This is a genomic window from Corynebacterium mustelae (genome assembly GCF_001020985.1).
Classification (GTDB): domain Bacteria; phylum Actinomycetota; class Actinomycetes; order Mycobacteriales; family Mycobacteriaceae; genus Corynebacterium; species Corynebacterium mustelae.
Window position 1 is genome coordinate 1,537,169 of sequence record NZ_CP011542.1, and the last position, 14,877, is coordinate 1,552,045.

15 protein-coding genes are annotated in these 14,877 nt (G+C 53.3%); 10 read left to right on the forward strand and 5 right to left on the reverse strand.

All coding sequences use genetic code 11. The features are described 5' to 3' along the window. The first annotated feature begins 14 nt into the window (after positions 1-14). Complete coding sequence (locus CMUST_RS07095) at positions 15-1,067, forward strand: hypothetical protein (RefSeq protein ID WP_047261925.1); 1,053 nt, start codon at positions 15-17, stop codon at positions 1,065-1,067. Between the two features lie 287 nt (positions 1,068-1,354). On the opposite strand, the gene CMUST_RS07100 is transcribed toward CMUST_RS07095, so the two are convergent. From CMUST_RS07100 to CMUST_RS07110, 3 genes are read right to left on the reverse strand one after another with little or no spacing between them, the layout of a single operon-like run. Next, a complete protein-coding gene (locus CMUST_RS07100; protein WP_047261926.1) occupies positions 1,355-2,101 on the reverse strand; it encodes a hypothetical protein in 747 nt (248 codons plus the stop codon). Between the two features lie 7 nt (positions 2,102-2,108). Continuing rightward, positions 2,109-2,852: a hypothetical protein gene (locus CMUST_RS07105; RefSeq protein WP_047261927.1), complete on the reverse strand. Its 744-nt coding sequence runs from the start codon at positions 2,850-2,852 to the stop codon at positions 2,109-2,111. A 55-nt stretch (positions 2,853-2,907) separates the two neighbouring features. Next, on the reverse strand, positions 2,908-3,921 hold the full coding sequence (locus tag CMUST_RS07110; protein ID WP_047261928.1) for an NUDIX hydrolase: 1,014 nt from the start codon (positions 3,919-3,921) through the stop codon (positions 2,908-2,910). Between the two features lie 205 nt (positions 3,922-4,126). Between CMUST_RS07110 and CMUST_RS07115 the strand changes: the two genes are divergently transcribed. Together CMUST_RS07115 and CMUST_RS07120 are read left to right on the forward strand one after the other, a co-directional pair. After that, complete coding sequence (locus tag CMUST_RS07115) at positions 4,127-5,125, forward strand: NAD(P)H-dependent glycerol-3-phosphate dehydrogenase (protein ID WP_047261929.1); 999 nt, start codon at positions 4,127-4,129, stop codon at positions 5,123-5,125. 27 nt (positions 5,126-5,152) lie between these two features. Continuing rightward, on the forward strand, positions 5,153-6,256 hold the full coding sequence (locus tag CMUST_RS07120; RefSeq protein ID WP_047261930.1) for a D-alanine--D-alanine ligase family protein: 1,104 nt from the start codon (positions 5,153-5,155) through the stop codon (positions 6,254-6,256). Here CMUST_RS07120 and CMUST_RS17125 read toward each other — a convergent pair. Continuing rightward, complete coding sequence (locus tag CMUST_RS17125; protein WP_269082588.1) at positions 6,253-6,381, reverse strand: hypothetical protein; 129 nt, start codon at positions 6,379-6,381, stop codon at positions 6,253-6,255. The two genes, CMUST_RS07120 and CMUST_RS17125, sit on opposite strands and share 4 nt — an antisense overlap. Before the next feature lie 36 nt (positions 6,382-6,417). Beyond that, a complete protein-coding gene (locus tag CMUST_RS07125) occupies positions 6,418-7,374 on the reverse strand; it encodes a DUF3515 domain-containing protein (protein WP_047261931.1) in 957 nt (318 codons plus the stop codon). Between the two features lie 136 nt (positions 7,375-7,510). On the opposite strand from CMUST_RS07125, the gene CMUST_RS07130 reads away from it, so the two are divergent. From CMUST_RS07130 to coaD, 7 genes are all read left to right on the forward strand, one after another. Further along, positions 7,511-8,485: a thiamine-phosphate kinase gene (locus tag CMUST_RS07130; protein ID WP_047261932.1), complete on the forward strand. Its 975-nt coding sequence runs from the start codon at positions 7,511-7,513 to the stop codon at positions 8,483-8,485. A gap of 95 nt (positions 8,486-8,580) precedes the next feature. After that, on the forward strand, positions 8,581-9,285 hold the full coding sequence (locus CMUST_RS07135; RefSeq protein WP_047263464.1) for a uracil-DNA glycosylase: 705 nt from the start codon (positions 8,581-8,583) through the stop codon (positions 9,283-9,285). Between the two features lie 11 nt (positions 9,286-9,296). Continuing rightward, positions 9,297-11,333 carry a DAK2 domain-containing protein gene (locus CMUST_RS07140; protein ID WP_047261933.1) on the forward strand — a complete coding sequence of 679 codons (2,037 nt, stop codon included), beginning with the start codon at positions 9,297-9,299 and terminating at the stop codon, positions 11,331-11,333. A 3-nt stretch (positions 11,334-11,336) separates the two neighbouring features. Then, positions 11,337-13,460 (forward strand): ATP-dependent DNA helicase RecG, encoded by a 2,124-nt coding sequence (locus CMUST_RS07145; protein ID WP_047261934.1) that lies wholly within the window; start codon positions 11,337-11,339, stop codon positions 13,458-13,460. A gap of 25 nt (positions 13,461-13,485) precedes the next feature. Then, positions 13,486-13,698, forward strand: a complete 213-nt coding sequence (locus tag CMUST_RS07150) for a biotin/lipoyl-containing protein (RefSeq protein ID WP_047261935.1) — start codon at positions 13,486-13,488, stop codon at positions 13,696-13,698. Positions 13,699-13,715: 17 nt separating this feature from the next. Further along, the gene (rsmD, locus tag CMUST_RS07155) at positions 13,716-14,309 is read left to right on the forward strand and encodes a 16S rRNA (guanine(966)-N(2))-methyltransferase RsmD (protein ID WP_047263465.1); all 594 of its coding nucleotides are present in this window, start codon (positions 13,716-13,718) and stop codon (positions 14,307-14,309) included. Between the two features lie 11 nt (positions 14,310-14,320). Continuing rightward, on the forward strand, positions 14,321-14,827 hold the full coding sequence (coaD, locus tag CMUST_RS07160) for a pantetheine-phosphate adenylyltransferase (protein ID WP_047261936.1): 507 nt from the start codon (positions 14,321-14,323) through the stop codon (positions 14,825-14,827). Positions 14,828-14,877 lie beyond the last annotated feature (50 nt).

A 14,877-nucleotide genomic window follows, 5' to 3' on the forward strand; every position in this document is an offset into this window, starting at 1 on the left:
AAGGAGGAGTAGGAGTGAGCGTCGAAAAGCTAAAATTGCCCACCCTCGCGGATCTACGCGCGGGCGCACCACTGTGGGCCGAAGACGCCAGACCCGTGGGCGACGATGCTGGCAGGAGGGCTGCGATTGCATACTTTGAGGGTGAAACTGAAGCCGCAGCGGTACTAGCTTTGCCCACCGCAGAACCCGAAAGCGTGCGCATCCACGTGCTGGACCAACTCGCCCAACAAAAATACGACGAAGACGATTACGAAGCGGCGTGGGACGCAGCACACGAACTATACCAGATAGGCTGTGAGCTGGACCTTCCCCAAGTAGTGTGCGAAGCCCTTGAGCATTTCGCGAACATCGGCCGCTTCACAGATTACCGTGACGCAGCCCTGAAACTCATCGACACTCACCGCCCCGCGCTAACCGGGCGCTGCGACACCTTCCTCCTCGACTGCGCAACTATTGTTGCGCGCGGGGAACCTGATGCCGCTTCAGAGATGGTGGAACTTGCGCACACCACCACAAACGATCGATTTACAGCGCTAGCTTTCGAGCTTGCTGCGGGGTGGTTTGCTGATGCTGGAGACTTCCCCCGAGCGTACGCGGAAGCGGATAATTCCTGCGCAGCTTTTCGACGCCACATCAGCGCCCTCACAGACGAAGAGAAGAACCTTGACGAACTTTCCTTGTACGAACAGCTGAAGGACTTCGCCCAATTTCGTGCCCGCGACCCGCATCTCACACAGCAGAACTATCACCGCGGTCTTGCATTGGTGGATGAAGCGGAAGCGATCATTACTAAGTACCTTGATGCAGTCCTCTTTAGTGCTGTCGCGAATGAGGATCGAGCCGCCCTACACCGCAGCTTCGGCGATACACACGCCCAGAAACAGTGCTTGATCAGCGCCTGTGAGCAGTATATCGAGGCCGAAGATGGGGAATCTGCTGCGAGGATTCTGACCGCACTTAGCGATCTCAATCATGATCCTGCGGAATTACATCACTTCGCCACACGCATCGTGGAAGTCTTTGGTGAAAACTCGGACGCTCACAACGAAGCCTTCGAACAGGAATAACAGATATTTCACCCTGGAGAAGCGGAATCCACACAGCGTACACAACAGGCGCAACAAACGACGGCGGTGAGCCACAGGAACGGCAAACAAAAACGCCTCGCATTGTGAACTGACGGAAGAAACGATAGTCCAATCGCCGCGGGATCACTCTCTATGCATTCGCGCAATTCGCGAAATACCGGAACGCTTCGTAATGCTCGGCGATCTAGGTGGGTGGGTTAGTTCCACACATTTAGTCAGTGAAGTTTAGGTTCGGGCGGCCGTTTGTGGCGTCGAAAAGCACGAAACTACATCCAATCGAAGGTTAACAGGGCGATGGATGTTTCTGGATCGAAGAATAATAAGACCGCATCGGCACCGTGGCAGGAATAATTGCTGCCTGCTACTGCGGCGATGAATCGAAACCGGCGACCATCTTCGGTAACTGGATAGGTATGGGTGGGCCACTCGTCGGCGGCTGGATTATTAGCAGGAATGGTTACGGTGGGAAACTCCTCGTTGATGGTCCAATTGCCACCCCCTGGTTCCTCCGCCCACATGTCGAGCCATGCGGGTGGGTTGAGATCATGCTGTTCATGTGCAGCTTCGGCAACAGTGTTTATGTAAGTGAGTGTGCCGAAGGACTCAAAGTAGGTTTTGCGGGCACGGTAGCTTTCGTGGACATCGTCGTATAAATCAGCTAAGTCGGGGTTTTCGGCGATGTCCGCGTCGGGGCTATAAACCTCAAATAGTCGCCAGTCTCCCAAAAACTCGTAGCGATTATCGCTGTCAAGTTTGAAACCCAACCAATTTTGGCAACCGTATTTGGTGTGGTGCTGCTGGGTTGACTCACCCAATTCGCCCCATTCCGGTTCAACAGGACTAAGCAGATGCACGGTTTGGGGAAGCTCCGAATCGATAGCACGTAGGTCTATTGATATCAGCGGGAGAAGCACCCGCCCGGCGCACGCAATGTCGGCATCGGAACCTGCGAAAACGTCCTGTGGATTCGGAAACGGGTGCAGGTGTGATTCGAGATTGTAAACAGCTGGCATCTGAGTGTTAGGTCCAATCGAAGGTTAAAAGTGCGATGCGGGTTTGAGGGTCGAAAAATAGCAAGATCGCATCGGGGCCAAAATCAAAATAGTTGTAGCCGGGGACTGCGCCGATGAAGCGAAATGGGCGACCATCGTCGGTAATTGGGAACGTTGCGGTTTCGGTACCTGATTCCGTGTCTACGGTTATGTCGCTTGTAGGGAAGGAGCCCGCATACTGCCAGTTCCCCACACATGGCGGTTCGTGCCAAACGTCGAGAAACGGCAACGGATTGGTACGGGAATGTTTAAGGCCGAACGGTTTGCCGAAAACACGGCGGCCCAGTACGCCGTGTTTGTGGTAGAACTGCTTGTGCTTTTGGTAGCTTTTCTGCGATTCTTTTGTGAACCCCACGAAACCCGGATCGCGGGCAATCGGGGATTCCGGATTTAGGGAGTGGAAGTAGCGCCAGTCGCCGAGAAACTCATATCGGTTGTCGTCGGTGAGGCGAAACCCAATCCAGTTCGTACACGCGTAGGTACTGTGATACTTTTCCGTACCCTCGCCGAGGAGGGATGCCCCGTTGTGCTCAACGGGGCACACCAAATGGACGGTCCCGGATAGCTCCGGGTCAACTGCGGATAGATCGATGGACAGCAAGGGAAGCAGAATTTTTGCTGCCTGGGCGATGTCCTCTTCGGAACCAACAAATACGGATTGTGGCTCTGGGTAGGGGACAATTGACTCAGAAAGGGTGGTAAGGCGGGGCATATTTCCAAGATGGTAACAAAATGTGTGGGTTACATTGCGCGGTTTTGCGTAAGTGTTATTCCCGTATCGGAAGCGGCGTGGCGAAGTAGTCTGCGCCGGTTAACGCCCCATCAGAAAAGGACAATACCCACACACTGGCTTTCTTCGCGGGAAATGAATCCATCGGCAAGGTACCAGTAGCTGACAGCCACGCGACTAGATCGGGGATTAATAGCCCTTGGGAAACCACAACACTGGTGCCACCAGAGTTAATAATGTCGCTAAACCATTGTTGGCACTGTACAAGCGAGGTAATCCATGCATCGTCGCCAGCCTCCGGGGCGATAGTAGGAGTTAGGTTGATGTGGTCTGCGATTGCAGCGGCGGTGTCAATACAGCGAACCGGCGGGGCGGAAAACACCCGATCGGGGCGATACGTGGCCACCAGCGGGGCGAGGAAATGTGCCTGGCGTTTTCCCTTTTTGGTCAGAGGACGCAGGTGGTCGTCATCGGTCCAGATATTGCGGGAGTGGGCTTTTGCGTGCCGGACCAGTATGATGCGTGCGGTGGTTGGTGTCATACAGCGTTTCGCAGCTTTATCGAGTACCTGCTTATCGGCTGGATAAGTGAGCAATTCCCGTGCCGTATCAAGCGGCAGCCACCGAATTTCATCGACTTCATCGTTGGGGTGAAATTCACCACCGAGTACTTCGCTGACCCAGTAGTACACTACCTTGGTTCTGTTTCGTACCGGGTAGGTGACTCGACCTAATAGTTTTCCCAATTGGATGTGGTATCCGGTTTCCTCAGTGATCTCTCGAACCGCAGCCACTGGCAAGGATTCACCCGGATCGACTTTGCCTTTCGCCAATGACCAGTCGTCGTAAAACGGCCGATGAATGCACGCAAACTCTATTTCATCCGCGTCATTGTGGCGCCACAGTACTGCACCAGCGGCAAACACCGGGTGGTGGATACCGACGGAAACGTCGGCTGGAATTTCCTGAAACCTTCCGCTTAGAAATTCGCCTGTTTGTGGTGTTGCTGGAAGTGATTGGGGGGTGGGTGGTTGTTTTGTTACATCAGTCATGGTGGTGTGATTGTCCTCTTTTGCGAAAGTGCTTATCAAAAGATAACACTAGAGGTTCCTGCTAGAACACCGCATATTAAGATCATTTGCAGGTAACAAAGATGAATCTTAAAAACCGAGAAGTATCCTTAGGTAAGGTAAGACGGAATACTCGACGGTAACCCGGATACAAACAGTTACACACTTGATTGGTGCGGAGGAAAACATGGCAACAGTAGCGGTAATGGGAGCTGGTTCATGGGGAACAACACTGGCCAAAGTATTTGCCGATGCCGGAAGTAACGTCGTCTTGTGGGCCCGGCGTGAAGAGGTAGCTGACTTAATTAACCGCAATCACCGCAACCCTGACTACCTCACTGATATCGCACTGCCTGCTAACCTCACTGCAACAGCCGACTATCAGCAAGCGCTTCAAGGCGCCGATATTGTGGTGCTTGCTGTGCCTAGCCAGACTTTAAGAAACAACCTCACCTTGTGGGCTACATCTATCCCACACACCGCAACGGTTGTCAGCCTAGCCAAAGGTATAGAAAAGGGTACTTATTTGCGGATGAGTGAGTTGATTGGAGAGGTAGCGGGAATTGAAAAAGATCGGATTGCGGTTTTGTCTGGCCCAAACCTTGCCCGCGAAATAGCCGAGCAACAACCAGCAGCCACCGTCATAGCCTGTCCCGATGAAAAACGCGCACAGTTGGTGCAGCAAGCTGTGGGTGCGCCATACTTTCGTCCCTATACCAATACCGATGTCGTAGGTTGTGAGATTGGTGGCGCATGCAAAAACGTCATCGCCTTGGCGTGTGGCATGGCCTCTGGTCGAGGGCTGGGGGAGAACACCTTGGCATCCGTTATCACTCGGGGGTTGGCGGAAATCACCCGACTCGGAGTCGCTATGGGCGCTGACCCCCGTACCTTTGCAGGACTCGCAGGCCTTGGGGATTTGGTGGCGACTTGTTCGTCGCCGTTGTCACGTAACCGGAGTTTCGGGCATAGGCTCGGCCAAGGCGGCACCCTTGACCAAGCCAGGCAAGCTACCCACGGACAGGTGGCGGAGGGGGTAACGTCTTCTGCCTCAATCTTTGAATTAGCTACTAGTCTCGGTGTTGAAATGCCCATTACACAGGCGGTATATGGGGTGTGTCACAAGGGGCTTGCCGTTGACGACATGGTAGCTGCTTTGATGGGGCGGACGAAGAAATCGGAATAACCACATTGGATAGTAAAGTAGATCGGCATGAGCCTACTTTCTGATTCTTCTCAACCAACCAAAAACCGCATTAAAATAGCCGTAATCTACGGCGGTCGCAGCTCCGAACACTCGGTATCTTGCGTATCTGCAGGTGCGATCATGGCGCACCTCGACCCTGAGGTTTACGAAGTTTTTCCCATCGGTATCACCCATGACGGAACCTGGACGGTAGGCGAGTCAGACTTAGAAAAGCTCAAAACCAAAGACCGGGTCATGCCTGAGGTGGAATTAAAACAAGAAGTATTTCTATCGATCGAGCCCAAAACCAAAGGCCAGTTCCGCTATATCGACGGCACCATCTATGCGGAAGTTGACGTGATTTTCCCTGTTCTGCACGGCCTTTACGGCGAAGACGGAACAATCCAAGGCATGCTTGAACTTTCAGGCATTCCCTATGTCGGATCCGGGGTACTTTCTTCAGCCTGTGGCATGGACAAGGAATATACGAAGAAACTATTGGCGGCTGAAGGGTTGCCGGTTGGAAAAGAAGTGATCTTGCGCGGTGAGGAGCAATTAACCCAAGCGGATAGGAACATGCTGGGTTTGCCAGTATTTGTTAAACCGGCCCGGGGTGGTTCTTCCATCGGAATTTCCCGAGTAACCAATTGGGAAGATTTCGATGCCGCAGTCACAGAAGCCCGCAGGTACGACACGAAGGTCATCGTCGAATCAGAAATCGTTGGCTCCGAAGTTGAATGTGGTGTTTTGGAACGTTCTGATGGAACGCTGGTTACCTCTGTTCCCGCCCAATTGGTTGATACCAATTCCGGTGATGAAGGTTTTTACGGTTTTGACACTAAATACCTGGACGATGTTGTTACAGCCCTCATTCCGGCGCCTCTTGATGAAGCGACAACCACCCTTATCCAATCGTTGGCATTGGAGGCATTCAAGGCGCTTAACTGTGTAAGTTTGGCCCGGGTGGATTTCTTCGTCACTGCGGCAGGCCCAGTCTTAAATGAAATAAACACCATGCCTGGTTTTACTCCAATCTCGATGTACCCGCAGGTTTTTGCCGCAACCGGAATAAGTTACGAGGAGCTCCTAGATACCTTGATCCAGCGTGCACTAACGTTAGGCGAACACTAGCGGGTAGCTTGTCGACGTCGGAAAACGTCGACAAGCGCAGCGACAGGAGTGTGTGAGCCGTAGTACTGAAAGTATGCGAAATCCAGGTCGCTTACTTCCAACCCGGCATCCAGGCGTAAACCCATCAGGTACAGGCAGCGGTGAGCTGAACCCCAACCCGGCTATTGCTGACTTTCCCGGGTGTGTGTGACTATCACTTCACCCAAACTCACTAAAGCAGGATTGCCGATGGCTTGAGGCATGGAAACCGCGATGTTAATGTCTCGCCCCACCGGATACCAGGTGGCAGCAGTGGTGCCATTGCCAAGTACCGTATCTTCAAACCATGCGAGTTCATTGACTTGGTGCAGGCGCGCGCCCGCCGCATAGTTTTCGGGAAAACCAACCCCACAGCGCAAAACGATGGGTTCATGATCGCGCGCCCGCCACGCTGCCATGTGATCGGGTAGTGAAATATCCGTCACGCGAGTATAACGGGTTTCAGTGCCAATCGACTCCGGAAGATCAGAAAAAAGATCAGCGCACTGTTGTGCAGCTGCCGGATCACTATCAAGTGACGAAAGCGGAATCGGATGCGGCGACGGTGAGGAGGTCGCTAATATCTCAATAGCTGGTGCCAAGTCGGCGGCTATATCAGCAGGAGAATACGATCCCAACCCCTGAGCATCGGTGGTGACCGCGATAACCTTATTCCGATTAACCGCATACATCGTGCGCATCGACGAACCTGGGGTGGCGTCAACAACGGTGAGCCATGACGTGCCTGCGACGTCGTCAAGCGTAGATAACGCGGTGTACTGGAACGGCAACTGCACCCCACACCGCACCGTAACCTGCTCCACAGACGACGACTTCCAAGCCGCCGCCCCAGGAGGAACCGGAGGCGCAATACCAACCCGACGATGGCCGACAACTGTATCTGGAAGCGCCGCTACAAACTGAGCGCATTCTTCGGATGCTGCCTCCGGTGTATCCAACGTAGCCATCGCTACCGGCTGCAATGCCGCCTTATCGAAAACCACCTTGGCGCCAACTAATACACCAACCACCAATAACAGCCCGAGAATGAGGGCAATAATGATGGGGGTTTTGTTAAACGAAGAATCCTCAGTGCTCATAGAGTATGAGTGTAATCGGTAACCACTCCACAAACCGCAGCGAAAAGAAAACACTCCATCGTCTGCTGGGAACTAAGTCGACCTATCAGTAATAATGAGGGATGGAAGAACCCATCTTAAGAAAGTAATCAAATTAGTGGTGCGCATCGTTAAAACCAAAAAACCCACCTGCGCGGAAGTCGGCGAGCAGGCCGTCATAGAAGCCATCATCAAGCAAGCGCCATGTACCCGAAACGGTGACGACGCCGCTGTACTAGACTACCTAGCACCCAATTCCCGGCCGGTTATATCCACCGACATGTTAGTCGAAGGACGCCACTTCAGGCGCGATTGGTCCAGCCCAGCAGAGATCGGCAGGAAAGCGATAACCCAAAACTTCGCCGATGTGGAAGCAATGGGCGCCAGACCCGTCGCAGTCCTGCTTGCCCTTTCCATCCCCAGCTACACCCGACTCGATTTCGTCAGCGAACTAGCCCGCGGAATCGCAGAACGCATGGATGATTACGGTGGTGAACTCGTAGGCGGCGACGTCACCGACGGCGACAGCATCGTTATCTCCATCACCGGAATCGGCCAACTAGGTGGATCACTTCCGGCGCTTCGGCTCGATCACGCACGACCCGGCCAAGCAGTGGTTGCCACCGGCGACATTGGGGAATCAGCAGCAGGCTACGCCTTATTAAATCGCTTCGGTCGCAGTGGCGTGCCAGCAAAATTCGACTCGCTCATCCAAGCCCACTGCGCGGCCACCGTTCCACCAGGCCGCGGCTTCGTAGCGCGCTCAGCAGGAGTAACCGCAATGACCGACAATTCTGATGGACTCATTCACGACGTCCACACCATGGCAAAAAAATCCGGTGTCACAATCAACCTACACTCAACAGCCATTACACCTAACCCCTTGATTATTGAGGCTGCCGAATTACTCGACATCGACCCATGGCAATTTGTTTTGGCCGGTGGGGAGGACCACACACTCATCGGCACAACTTTTGGGCCAGCGCCCACCGGTTTTCGAGAAATTGGGACCGTAGTACGTCATAATTCAATGGGAGAAACAACCGTCGACAATAAAACACCGCTGTACACCAGCGGTTGGGGAAGTTTTTAATGAACACAAACGCATCTATTCCAACCAATAACGTTCCATTTGGCGAAACCGATACCCACTTATCGCCACAGGAAGCAGCTAGCCTATCACCAGTGATGCTGCACGCCGCCGCTGGCAAATACTTCGAAACACTTGAAATCCATCCCAGCTGGCAGAAAATCCTCGAACCTGTTGCCGACGATATCAACAAGATAGGGGAGTTCCTCGCCGCTGAAGCCAGCGCCGGAATCGACGTATTCCCACCCGAAGCCGATCGGTGGCGCGCATTCCGCCAACCATTCGAAGAAGTCAAGGTTCTTATCGTCGGACAAGACCCCTACCCAACACCGGGACACGCCATGGGATTGTCATTTTCACTCAAACCAGACGTACGCCCCCTGGCCAAAAGCCTCATCAATATCTTCAAAGAATTAGAATCCGACCTAGGGGTGCCCCGCCCAAACAACGGTGACTTAAGCGGCTGGAGCAACCAAGGTGTCATGCTCTTAAACCGCGTCCTATCAGTACGCGGCGGCGCTAAACAAGCAGGCAGTCACCGCAATAAAGGCTGGGAAAAAATAACAGACACCGTGATTGACGGACTAGTATCACGCAACACACCACTAGTTGCCATCCTATGGGGCAAAGACGCCCAGAGCCTGGCACCAGCCCTGGCGGCCTCATCACGCGTGCGGATAATACAATCTCCACACCCCTCACCGCTTTCAGCAAGCCGGGGCTTCTTCGGCTCCAAACCATTTAGTAACACCAACCAATACCTCACCGAAATGGGGGCCTCACCAGTTCAGTGGCAACTGTAAAATAACTTTCTATGGCAAACGTTGAGTATCTAGACGGCCCCGGACTACACCGCTGGGCCAAACGGGCCGTATCCGAATTGGTTGCCCGCCGATCTGAGATCAATAAACTCAACGTTTTCCCCGTACCCGACGCCGACACTGGCTCCAACATGGCCCACACCATGGAGACCGCACTGGCCGAAGTAGAAAAACTCGATGACACATCGCTTGCCGACGTCACCGCAGTCGCCTCCGCGCTAGCCGTTGGCTCAGTCAAAGGCGCACGCGGCAACTCCGGGGTAGTACTCAGCCAAGTCCTACGCGGACTAGCACAAGCCGTCACCCACGGACGCATCGACGGGGCCTGCGTGATCAAAGCATTAGACACCGCCAATTCATTCGTTCGCAAGGCCATAACCGAGCCAGTTGAAGGAACCGTCATCACCGTACTGCGTGCCGCCGCCATCGCAGCACAACAATCCACCAGCCCACGGCTAAGCGACGTCGTAACCCAAGCAACCGCCGCCGCACAAACCGCACTTGCCAAAACCCCCTCCCAACTACCTGCCCTGCGCGAAGCAGGTGTAGTCGACGCTGGAGGAAAAGGGCTCGTCGTACTACTGGAATCACTACGAGCGGAACTAACCACCACCCACACCCCACACACCGAAACCACAACCGCCCGAAAAAACCATCCCACCGCAACCAAACCACCAACACCAGAACCCACCCACACCCCACAATCAATAAACTCTCACCACCCAAGCAGCATTTACATGCTGGGCCAATTAACTAACGCCCGGATTGTCGGGGTAGTAGGGCACCACACACGCAGCACACCACGCCACCGCGAATTCGGTCAACCTGGAGAACTAGCAACATTACTGACCAACAACTCCAACAACACACCGCAGGTAGTCACAGTTGCACCCACCCACACGACTACAACACCACCTGCGACCAGAACACCAGAAAAAACCACGACCACCGACGACAACCTGCCAACAAAATCCACCAACTCGCCCTACCACGACAACACCAACAAGGAACGAAAACCCCAGCCCGGCAACCCAACAACCAAAAACCCCGCTACACACGTCCAAACCGCCAAACAGGCAGCACAACGCACCGAAGCAAAAGATTCAAAACCACAGCGCTCTCAAGAACACCCTCAGCAAACCGCAGATTATCGCGCCGGGCAATACATGGAAGTGATGTTTTTCATTGAGAATGCCAATCTTGAGGAAATTCGTCATGCATTGAAAGATTCCGGTGACAGTCTGATAATTGCACCGATTTCCGAAACCTCTGGCACGGTTCATATCCACACCACGAGCGCGGCGGCGATTGTCGAATTGGCGTATCAGCTTGGTAGAGTATCGAATTTGCATTTTGAGGTACTGCCAACCCCTAAACAGCAATCTGCCTCCTACGACGTTAAGCGGCATGTAATCGCGGTGGCACCAGCCGGTGCCCTTGCTGATCTCTACGAAGAAGCAGGTGCGATGGTGGTGGAGCGGGAAACCGATACCAGTGATATTGTCACCACCATTGCTGCAGCTGTCTGGGCCGCAGGCAGCGATGAGGTAATCCTGTTGCCTAACGGACTACTTAGTAAAACTGAGCTTATAAGCGTGGAAAAATCCAGCCACGCCTTCGACACATCGATCACAATTTTGCGTACCGGATCCCTCCTTAAGGGTTTGGTTGCGCTTGCCGTCCATGATCCACACCAACCCCTGGCGGTCGATGCGTATGTAATGGGGGAAACGGTGGCGGATATTCAGACCGCTGTCATTGAAAAGGCACATGATGGACTTGTCGTGCGGATCGAAAGTGAAGTCCGCACGGTCACAGAAACCCTCACCAATGCGGCGGTTTCAGCGTCGAAAAGCTTAGTGGCAACCTGCGCCCGAAACAGTGCGGCGGCTGAACAAATTACGGTGCTTGTCGACGACACCGCTGCGGCAGATTTCAACGAGTCGGAATTGATCGCCGAACTCGGCATTGATGTCGTTTGTTACCGAGTCCAGGGGTTAGGTGTGCTTATTGAGATCGGGGTGGAATAAATCATGCTGGGTTGGACTGATGACCGCGCACTTGCAACACTACTTCCTGCTAAAGAAGCCAAGGCTATTGCAAAAGCACTGGGGTATACAACTGCATCTGAATTACTTGCCCATCATCCGCGAACCTATGCCCACCAAGGTCAGGGAGTAGGAGCACTGCACTGCACTGCAGGCGACATTATTACCTGTCTTGGCACTGTGGCACGTGTCCAATCCCGATCCACCCAACGTGGCGAGGTAACAACCGTTGCTATTGCAACACCGGAAGGAACAATTAACGCCTCGTTTTTCAACGCTGCCTGGGTCAAACGGCTACTCCAGGTCGGTGTGCCGGCCATTTTTACTGGAAAAGTCAAATTTTTCCGGGGCCAGCCGGGCCTGCAACACCCGGAATTTATCGTGCTGCCCGAACCTGGTCACGGTAACCGTACGAAAGGAACCGCAGCGCTTCGCAGCCTGCAAGCGTATAGCGAAGATGGCGACGTGACGCAGCTATTGGAAAACCTCGATAGCATTCCGATTTATCCGGCCAAATCGTCAATGCCAACCTGGCGTATCCTCGGCGCCATCCACGAAGTACTGCGCAAGACTGAAGCGATCCCTGATCCGCTGGGCAGATTTGCCCCACATGATCTTCCAAATTTCGACGCCACCTTAAGAGGAATCCACCAAGATGGTGGCGGAAACGTCGAGATGTATCGCAATCGACTCATTTACGATGAGGCATTGACCTTAGCGCTTGTTATGGAATTGCGTAGGCAAGACGCGGAATCAAAAACTGCTGTCGCGCTACCTCCAATCACCAACGGGTCGGCGAAGAAACTCATGTCCCACCTACCCTACGAACTCACAGGTGGTCAAAAACGTGTGATGTGGGAAATCGCCGAGGATCTTTCGCAGACCCATCCCATGCAACGGCTTCTACAAGGCGAAGTGGGCTCCGGGAAAACCGTCGTGTCTTTGGTAGCGATGCTGCAAGCGGTGGAAAACGGAGCGCAATGCGCGTTACTTGCCCCCACTGAAGTGCTGGCGCATCAACACGGCCGTAGCTTGACCGAATTACTGCAGCATGCGGACATTGGTTGCGAAGTTGTCGTGCTCACCGGTTCGTTGCCTGTAGCTAAAAAGAAAGAAGCGCTGTTAAAGATAGTCTCAGGTGATGCCGACATTGTGGTCGGAACTCACGCGCTCATTCAAGACACCGTTGAGTTTTTCAATCTCGGCCTGTGTGTGGTTGATGAACAACACCGGTTCGGTGTGGAGCAGCGCGATAATCTTCGCGGCAAAGGCAAAGACGGTAAGACACCGCACCTGTTAGTCATGACGGCAACTCCAATACCACGCACCGTTGCGATGACATTCTTCGGCGATTTACATCACTCCATTCTTAAAGAACTTCCTGGTGGGCGGCGCCCGATTAAAAGCTTCGTTGTGCCTGAGTACCTACCAAAATATGTGGCGCGGGTGTTTGAAGTGATTGAAGAAGAAGTGATCAGTGGACACCAGGTCTATATTGTTTGTCCTCGAATCTCCGAAGAAGGCGGGGTAGAAGATCTTTACCAAGACTGGGGCTATGGTGTGTTTAAAAACCATCGGGTGGGTATGCTGCATGGGCAGATGCACCCAGATGATAAAGACAAAGTAATGGGGCAATTCGCTAGCCACGAGATTGATATTCTATTCGCGACCACCGTCATTGAGGTTGGCATTGACGTACCCAACGCCACGGTGATGCTGGTCCGAGAAGCCGAAAATTTCGGAGTATCCCAGCTACACCAATTGCGCGGCCGTGTGGGGCGTGGTGGCAACGAATCTATCTGCTTTTTCCACCACGCTAGCGACAAAGACAGTCCTGCCGACCTGCGGCTGCGCCACATGGCCCAAACCACCGACGGCTTTGAAGTTGCTGATATTGATTTGCTTTACCGCCAAGAAGGCGACGTGCTAGGTACAACCCAATCAGGCAACAGGCGAAAAGTGAAATATCTGAATCTTGTTCGCGATATCAAATGGATTGAACGGGCGAATGCTGACGCAAAAGTCATTGTTACAGAGGATCCGAACCTGGCTAAGCAGCTTGTCGCCGGTATAGATGACAAGGCACAGGACTACTTGGATAAGTCGTAGCCTAGGAGTTTGATAAGGTAGTGCCATGAAAATCTGTGCGCCATTTGCTGGCATTGTTCATTTCAAGGTGGCCGAGGGTGACAAAGTTGCCACTGGTCAAGAAATTGCCAGCGTAGAGGCCGTAAAACTAGAAGCGCCAGTGCTTGCTCCCGGCCCCGGAATCGTATCCAAACTGTGTGTATCAGATTTTGGCGATGTGATCGGTGGGGCAGAATTACTCATCTTGACGGAAGGCTAATGCATAAAACTATGGGAATGACTCGAATCATCTCTGGCGAAGCACGCGGACGAAAGATCAAAGTTCCACCTGAGGGTACCCGTCCCACCTCTGACCGGGCACGGGAAGGCCTTTTTTCTTCCCTCCAGGTACGTTTTGGCTTTCAAGACGCTGTCGTTCTCGACTTATTTGCTGGCTCGGGTGCGCTTGGATTGGAGGCTGCGTCGCGGGGCGCTGCTGAGGTCGTCTTAGTGGAATCCAACCCGAAGACGTGCGAAGTGATTCGCCATAACTGTTCCGTGGTGGGGCATCCGAATGTACGTATTGAGGAAATGCGGGCATCGACATATCTCGCTCAAGCTCCGAAAGAACATTTCGATATGGTACTTGCCGATCCGCCTTACGATCTTGCCGATTCCGCGATCATAGAAATGCTTCACGCCCTAATCCCAGTGCTTGTCGACGGCGCGGCTGTCGTCATCGAACGCCACCGTGATTCGGCGCCCACCGAGTGGCCTGCCGGGTTTGTTCCGACCACCCAAAAGTTAAAGAAACGCACCTTTGGTATTGCCCGAATGGACATGGCGGTATTTCACCGGGACGAAGTAGACGGCGCCGTCAGTTTTAGCTAAAGGAACACCATATGGAAACTCCAGTTACTCCCACCGTTCACCGCGCTGTATGCCCAGGGTCGTTTGACCCAGTGACCATGGGCCACCTCGATATTTTTCGACGTGCGGCCGCGCAATTCGATGAAGTTGTTGTACTTGTTACCGGCAATCCCAACAAAAATTCAGGACTATTCAGTATCGATGAGCGGCTGGAGTTGGTGCGCTCTGCAACAACGGAAATCCCCAACCTTCGCGTGGATTGGTGGTCTGGCCTGCTGGTTAATTACACCACCGAACATAATATTGGTGTGATAGTCAAGGGGTTGCGCTCCGCACTTGACTATGAATACGAAATACCAATGGCACAGATGAACCGAAACCTCACCGGTGTCGACACAGTATTTTTCATGACCGACCCGAAGTACGGACATGTTTCCTCCACGTTATGCAAAGAAGTGGTGAAGTACGGCGGGGACATTCGGGACATGTTGCCTGCGGAAGTTGAGAAAGCCATTAAAGCAAAGTATGCACCTAGCTAAAAACTGATCGTGGCTTTTTAGGGCGCACTTGTTTTCTCTCGTTGGAAAGG

What these genes read in the sequence shown, in the direction of transcription:
- CMUST_RS07100 (WP_047261926.1), bottom strand. Translation starts at nt 2,101, where the DNA reads ATGCCAGCTGTTTACAATCTCGAATCACACCTGCACCCGTTTCCGAAT.
- CMUST_RS07105 (WP_047261927.1), bottom strand. Translation starts at nt 2,852, where the DNA reads ATGCCCCGCCTTACCACCCTTTCTGAGTCAATTGTCCCCTACCCAGAG.
- CMUST_RS07110 (WP_047261928.1), bottom strand. Translation starts at nt 3,921, where the DNA reads ATGACTGATGTAACAAAACAACCACCCACCCCCCAATCACTTCCAGCA.
- CMUST_RS07115 (WP_047261929.1), top strand. Translation starts at nt 4,127, where the DNA reads ATGGCAACAGTAGCGGTAATGGGAGCTGGTTCATGGGGAACAACACTG.
- CMUST_RS07120 (WP_047261930.1), top strand. Translation starts at nt 5,153, where the DNA reads ATGAGCCTACTTTCTGATTCTTCTCAACCAACCAAAAACCGCATTAAA.
- CMUST_RS17125 (WP_269082588.1), bottom strand. Translation starts at nt 6,381, where the DNA reads ATGGGTTTACGCCTGGATGCCGGGTTGGAAGTAAGCGACCTGGATTTC.
- CMUST_RS07125 (WP_047261931.1), bottom strand. Translation starts at nt 7,374, where the DNA reads ATGAGCACTGAGGATTCTTCGTTTAACAAAACCCCCATCATTATTGCC.
- CMUST_RS07135 (WP_047263464.1), top strand. Translation starts at nt 8,581, where the DNA reads ATGCTGCACGCCGCCGCTGGCAAATACTTCGAAACACTTGAAATCCAT.
- CMUST_RS07140 (WP_047261933.1), top strand. Translation starts at nt 9,297, where the DNA reads ATGGCAAACGTTGAGTATCTAGACGGCCCCGGACTACACCGCTGGGCC.
- CMUST_RS07145 (WP_047261934.1), top strand. Translation starts at nt 11,337, where the DNA reads ATGCTGGGTTGGACTGATGACCGCGCACTTGCAACACTACTTCCTGCT.
- CMUST_RS07150 (WP_047261935.1), top strand. Translation starts at nt 13,486, where the DNA reads ATGAAAATCTGTGCGCCATTTGCTGGCATTGTTCATTTCAAGGTGGCC.
- rsmD (WP_047263465.1), top strand. Translation starts at nt 13,716, where the DNA reads ATGACTCGAATCATCTCTGGCGAAGCACGCGGACGAAAGATCAAAGTT.
- coaD (WP_047261936.1), top strand. Translation starts at nt 14,321, where the DNA reads ATGGAAACTCCAGTTACTCCCACCGTTCACCGCGCTGTATGCCCAGGG.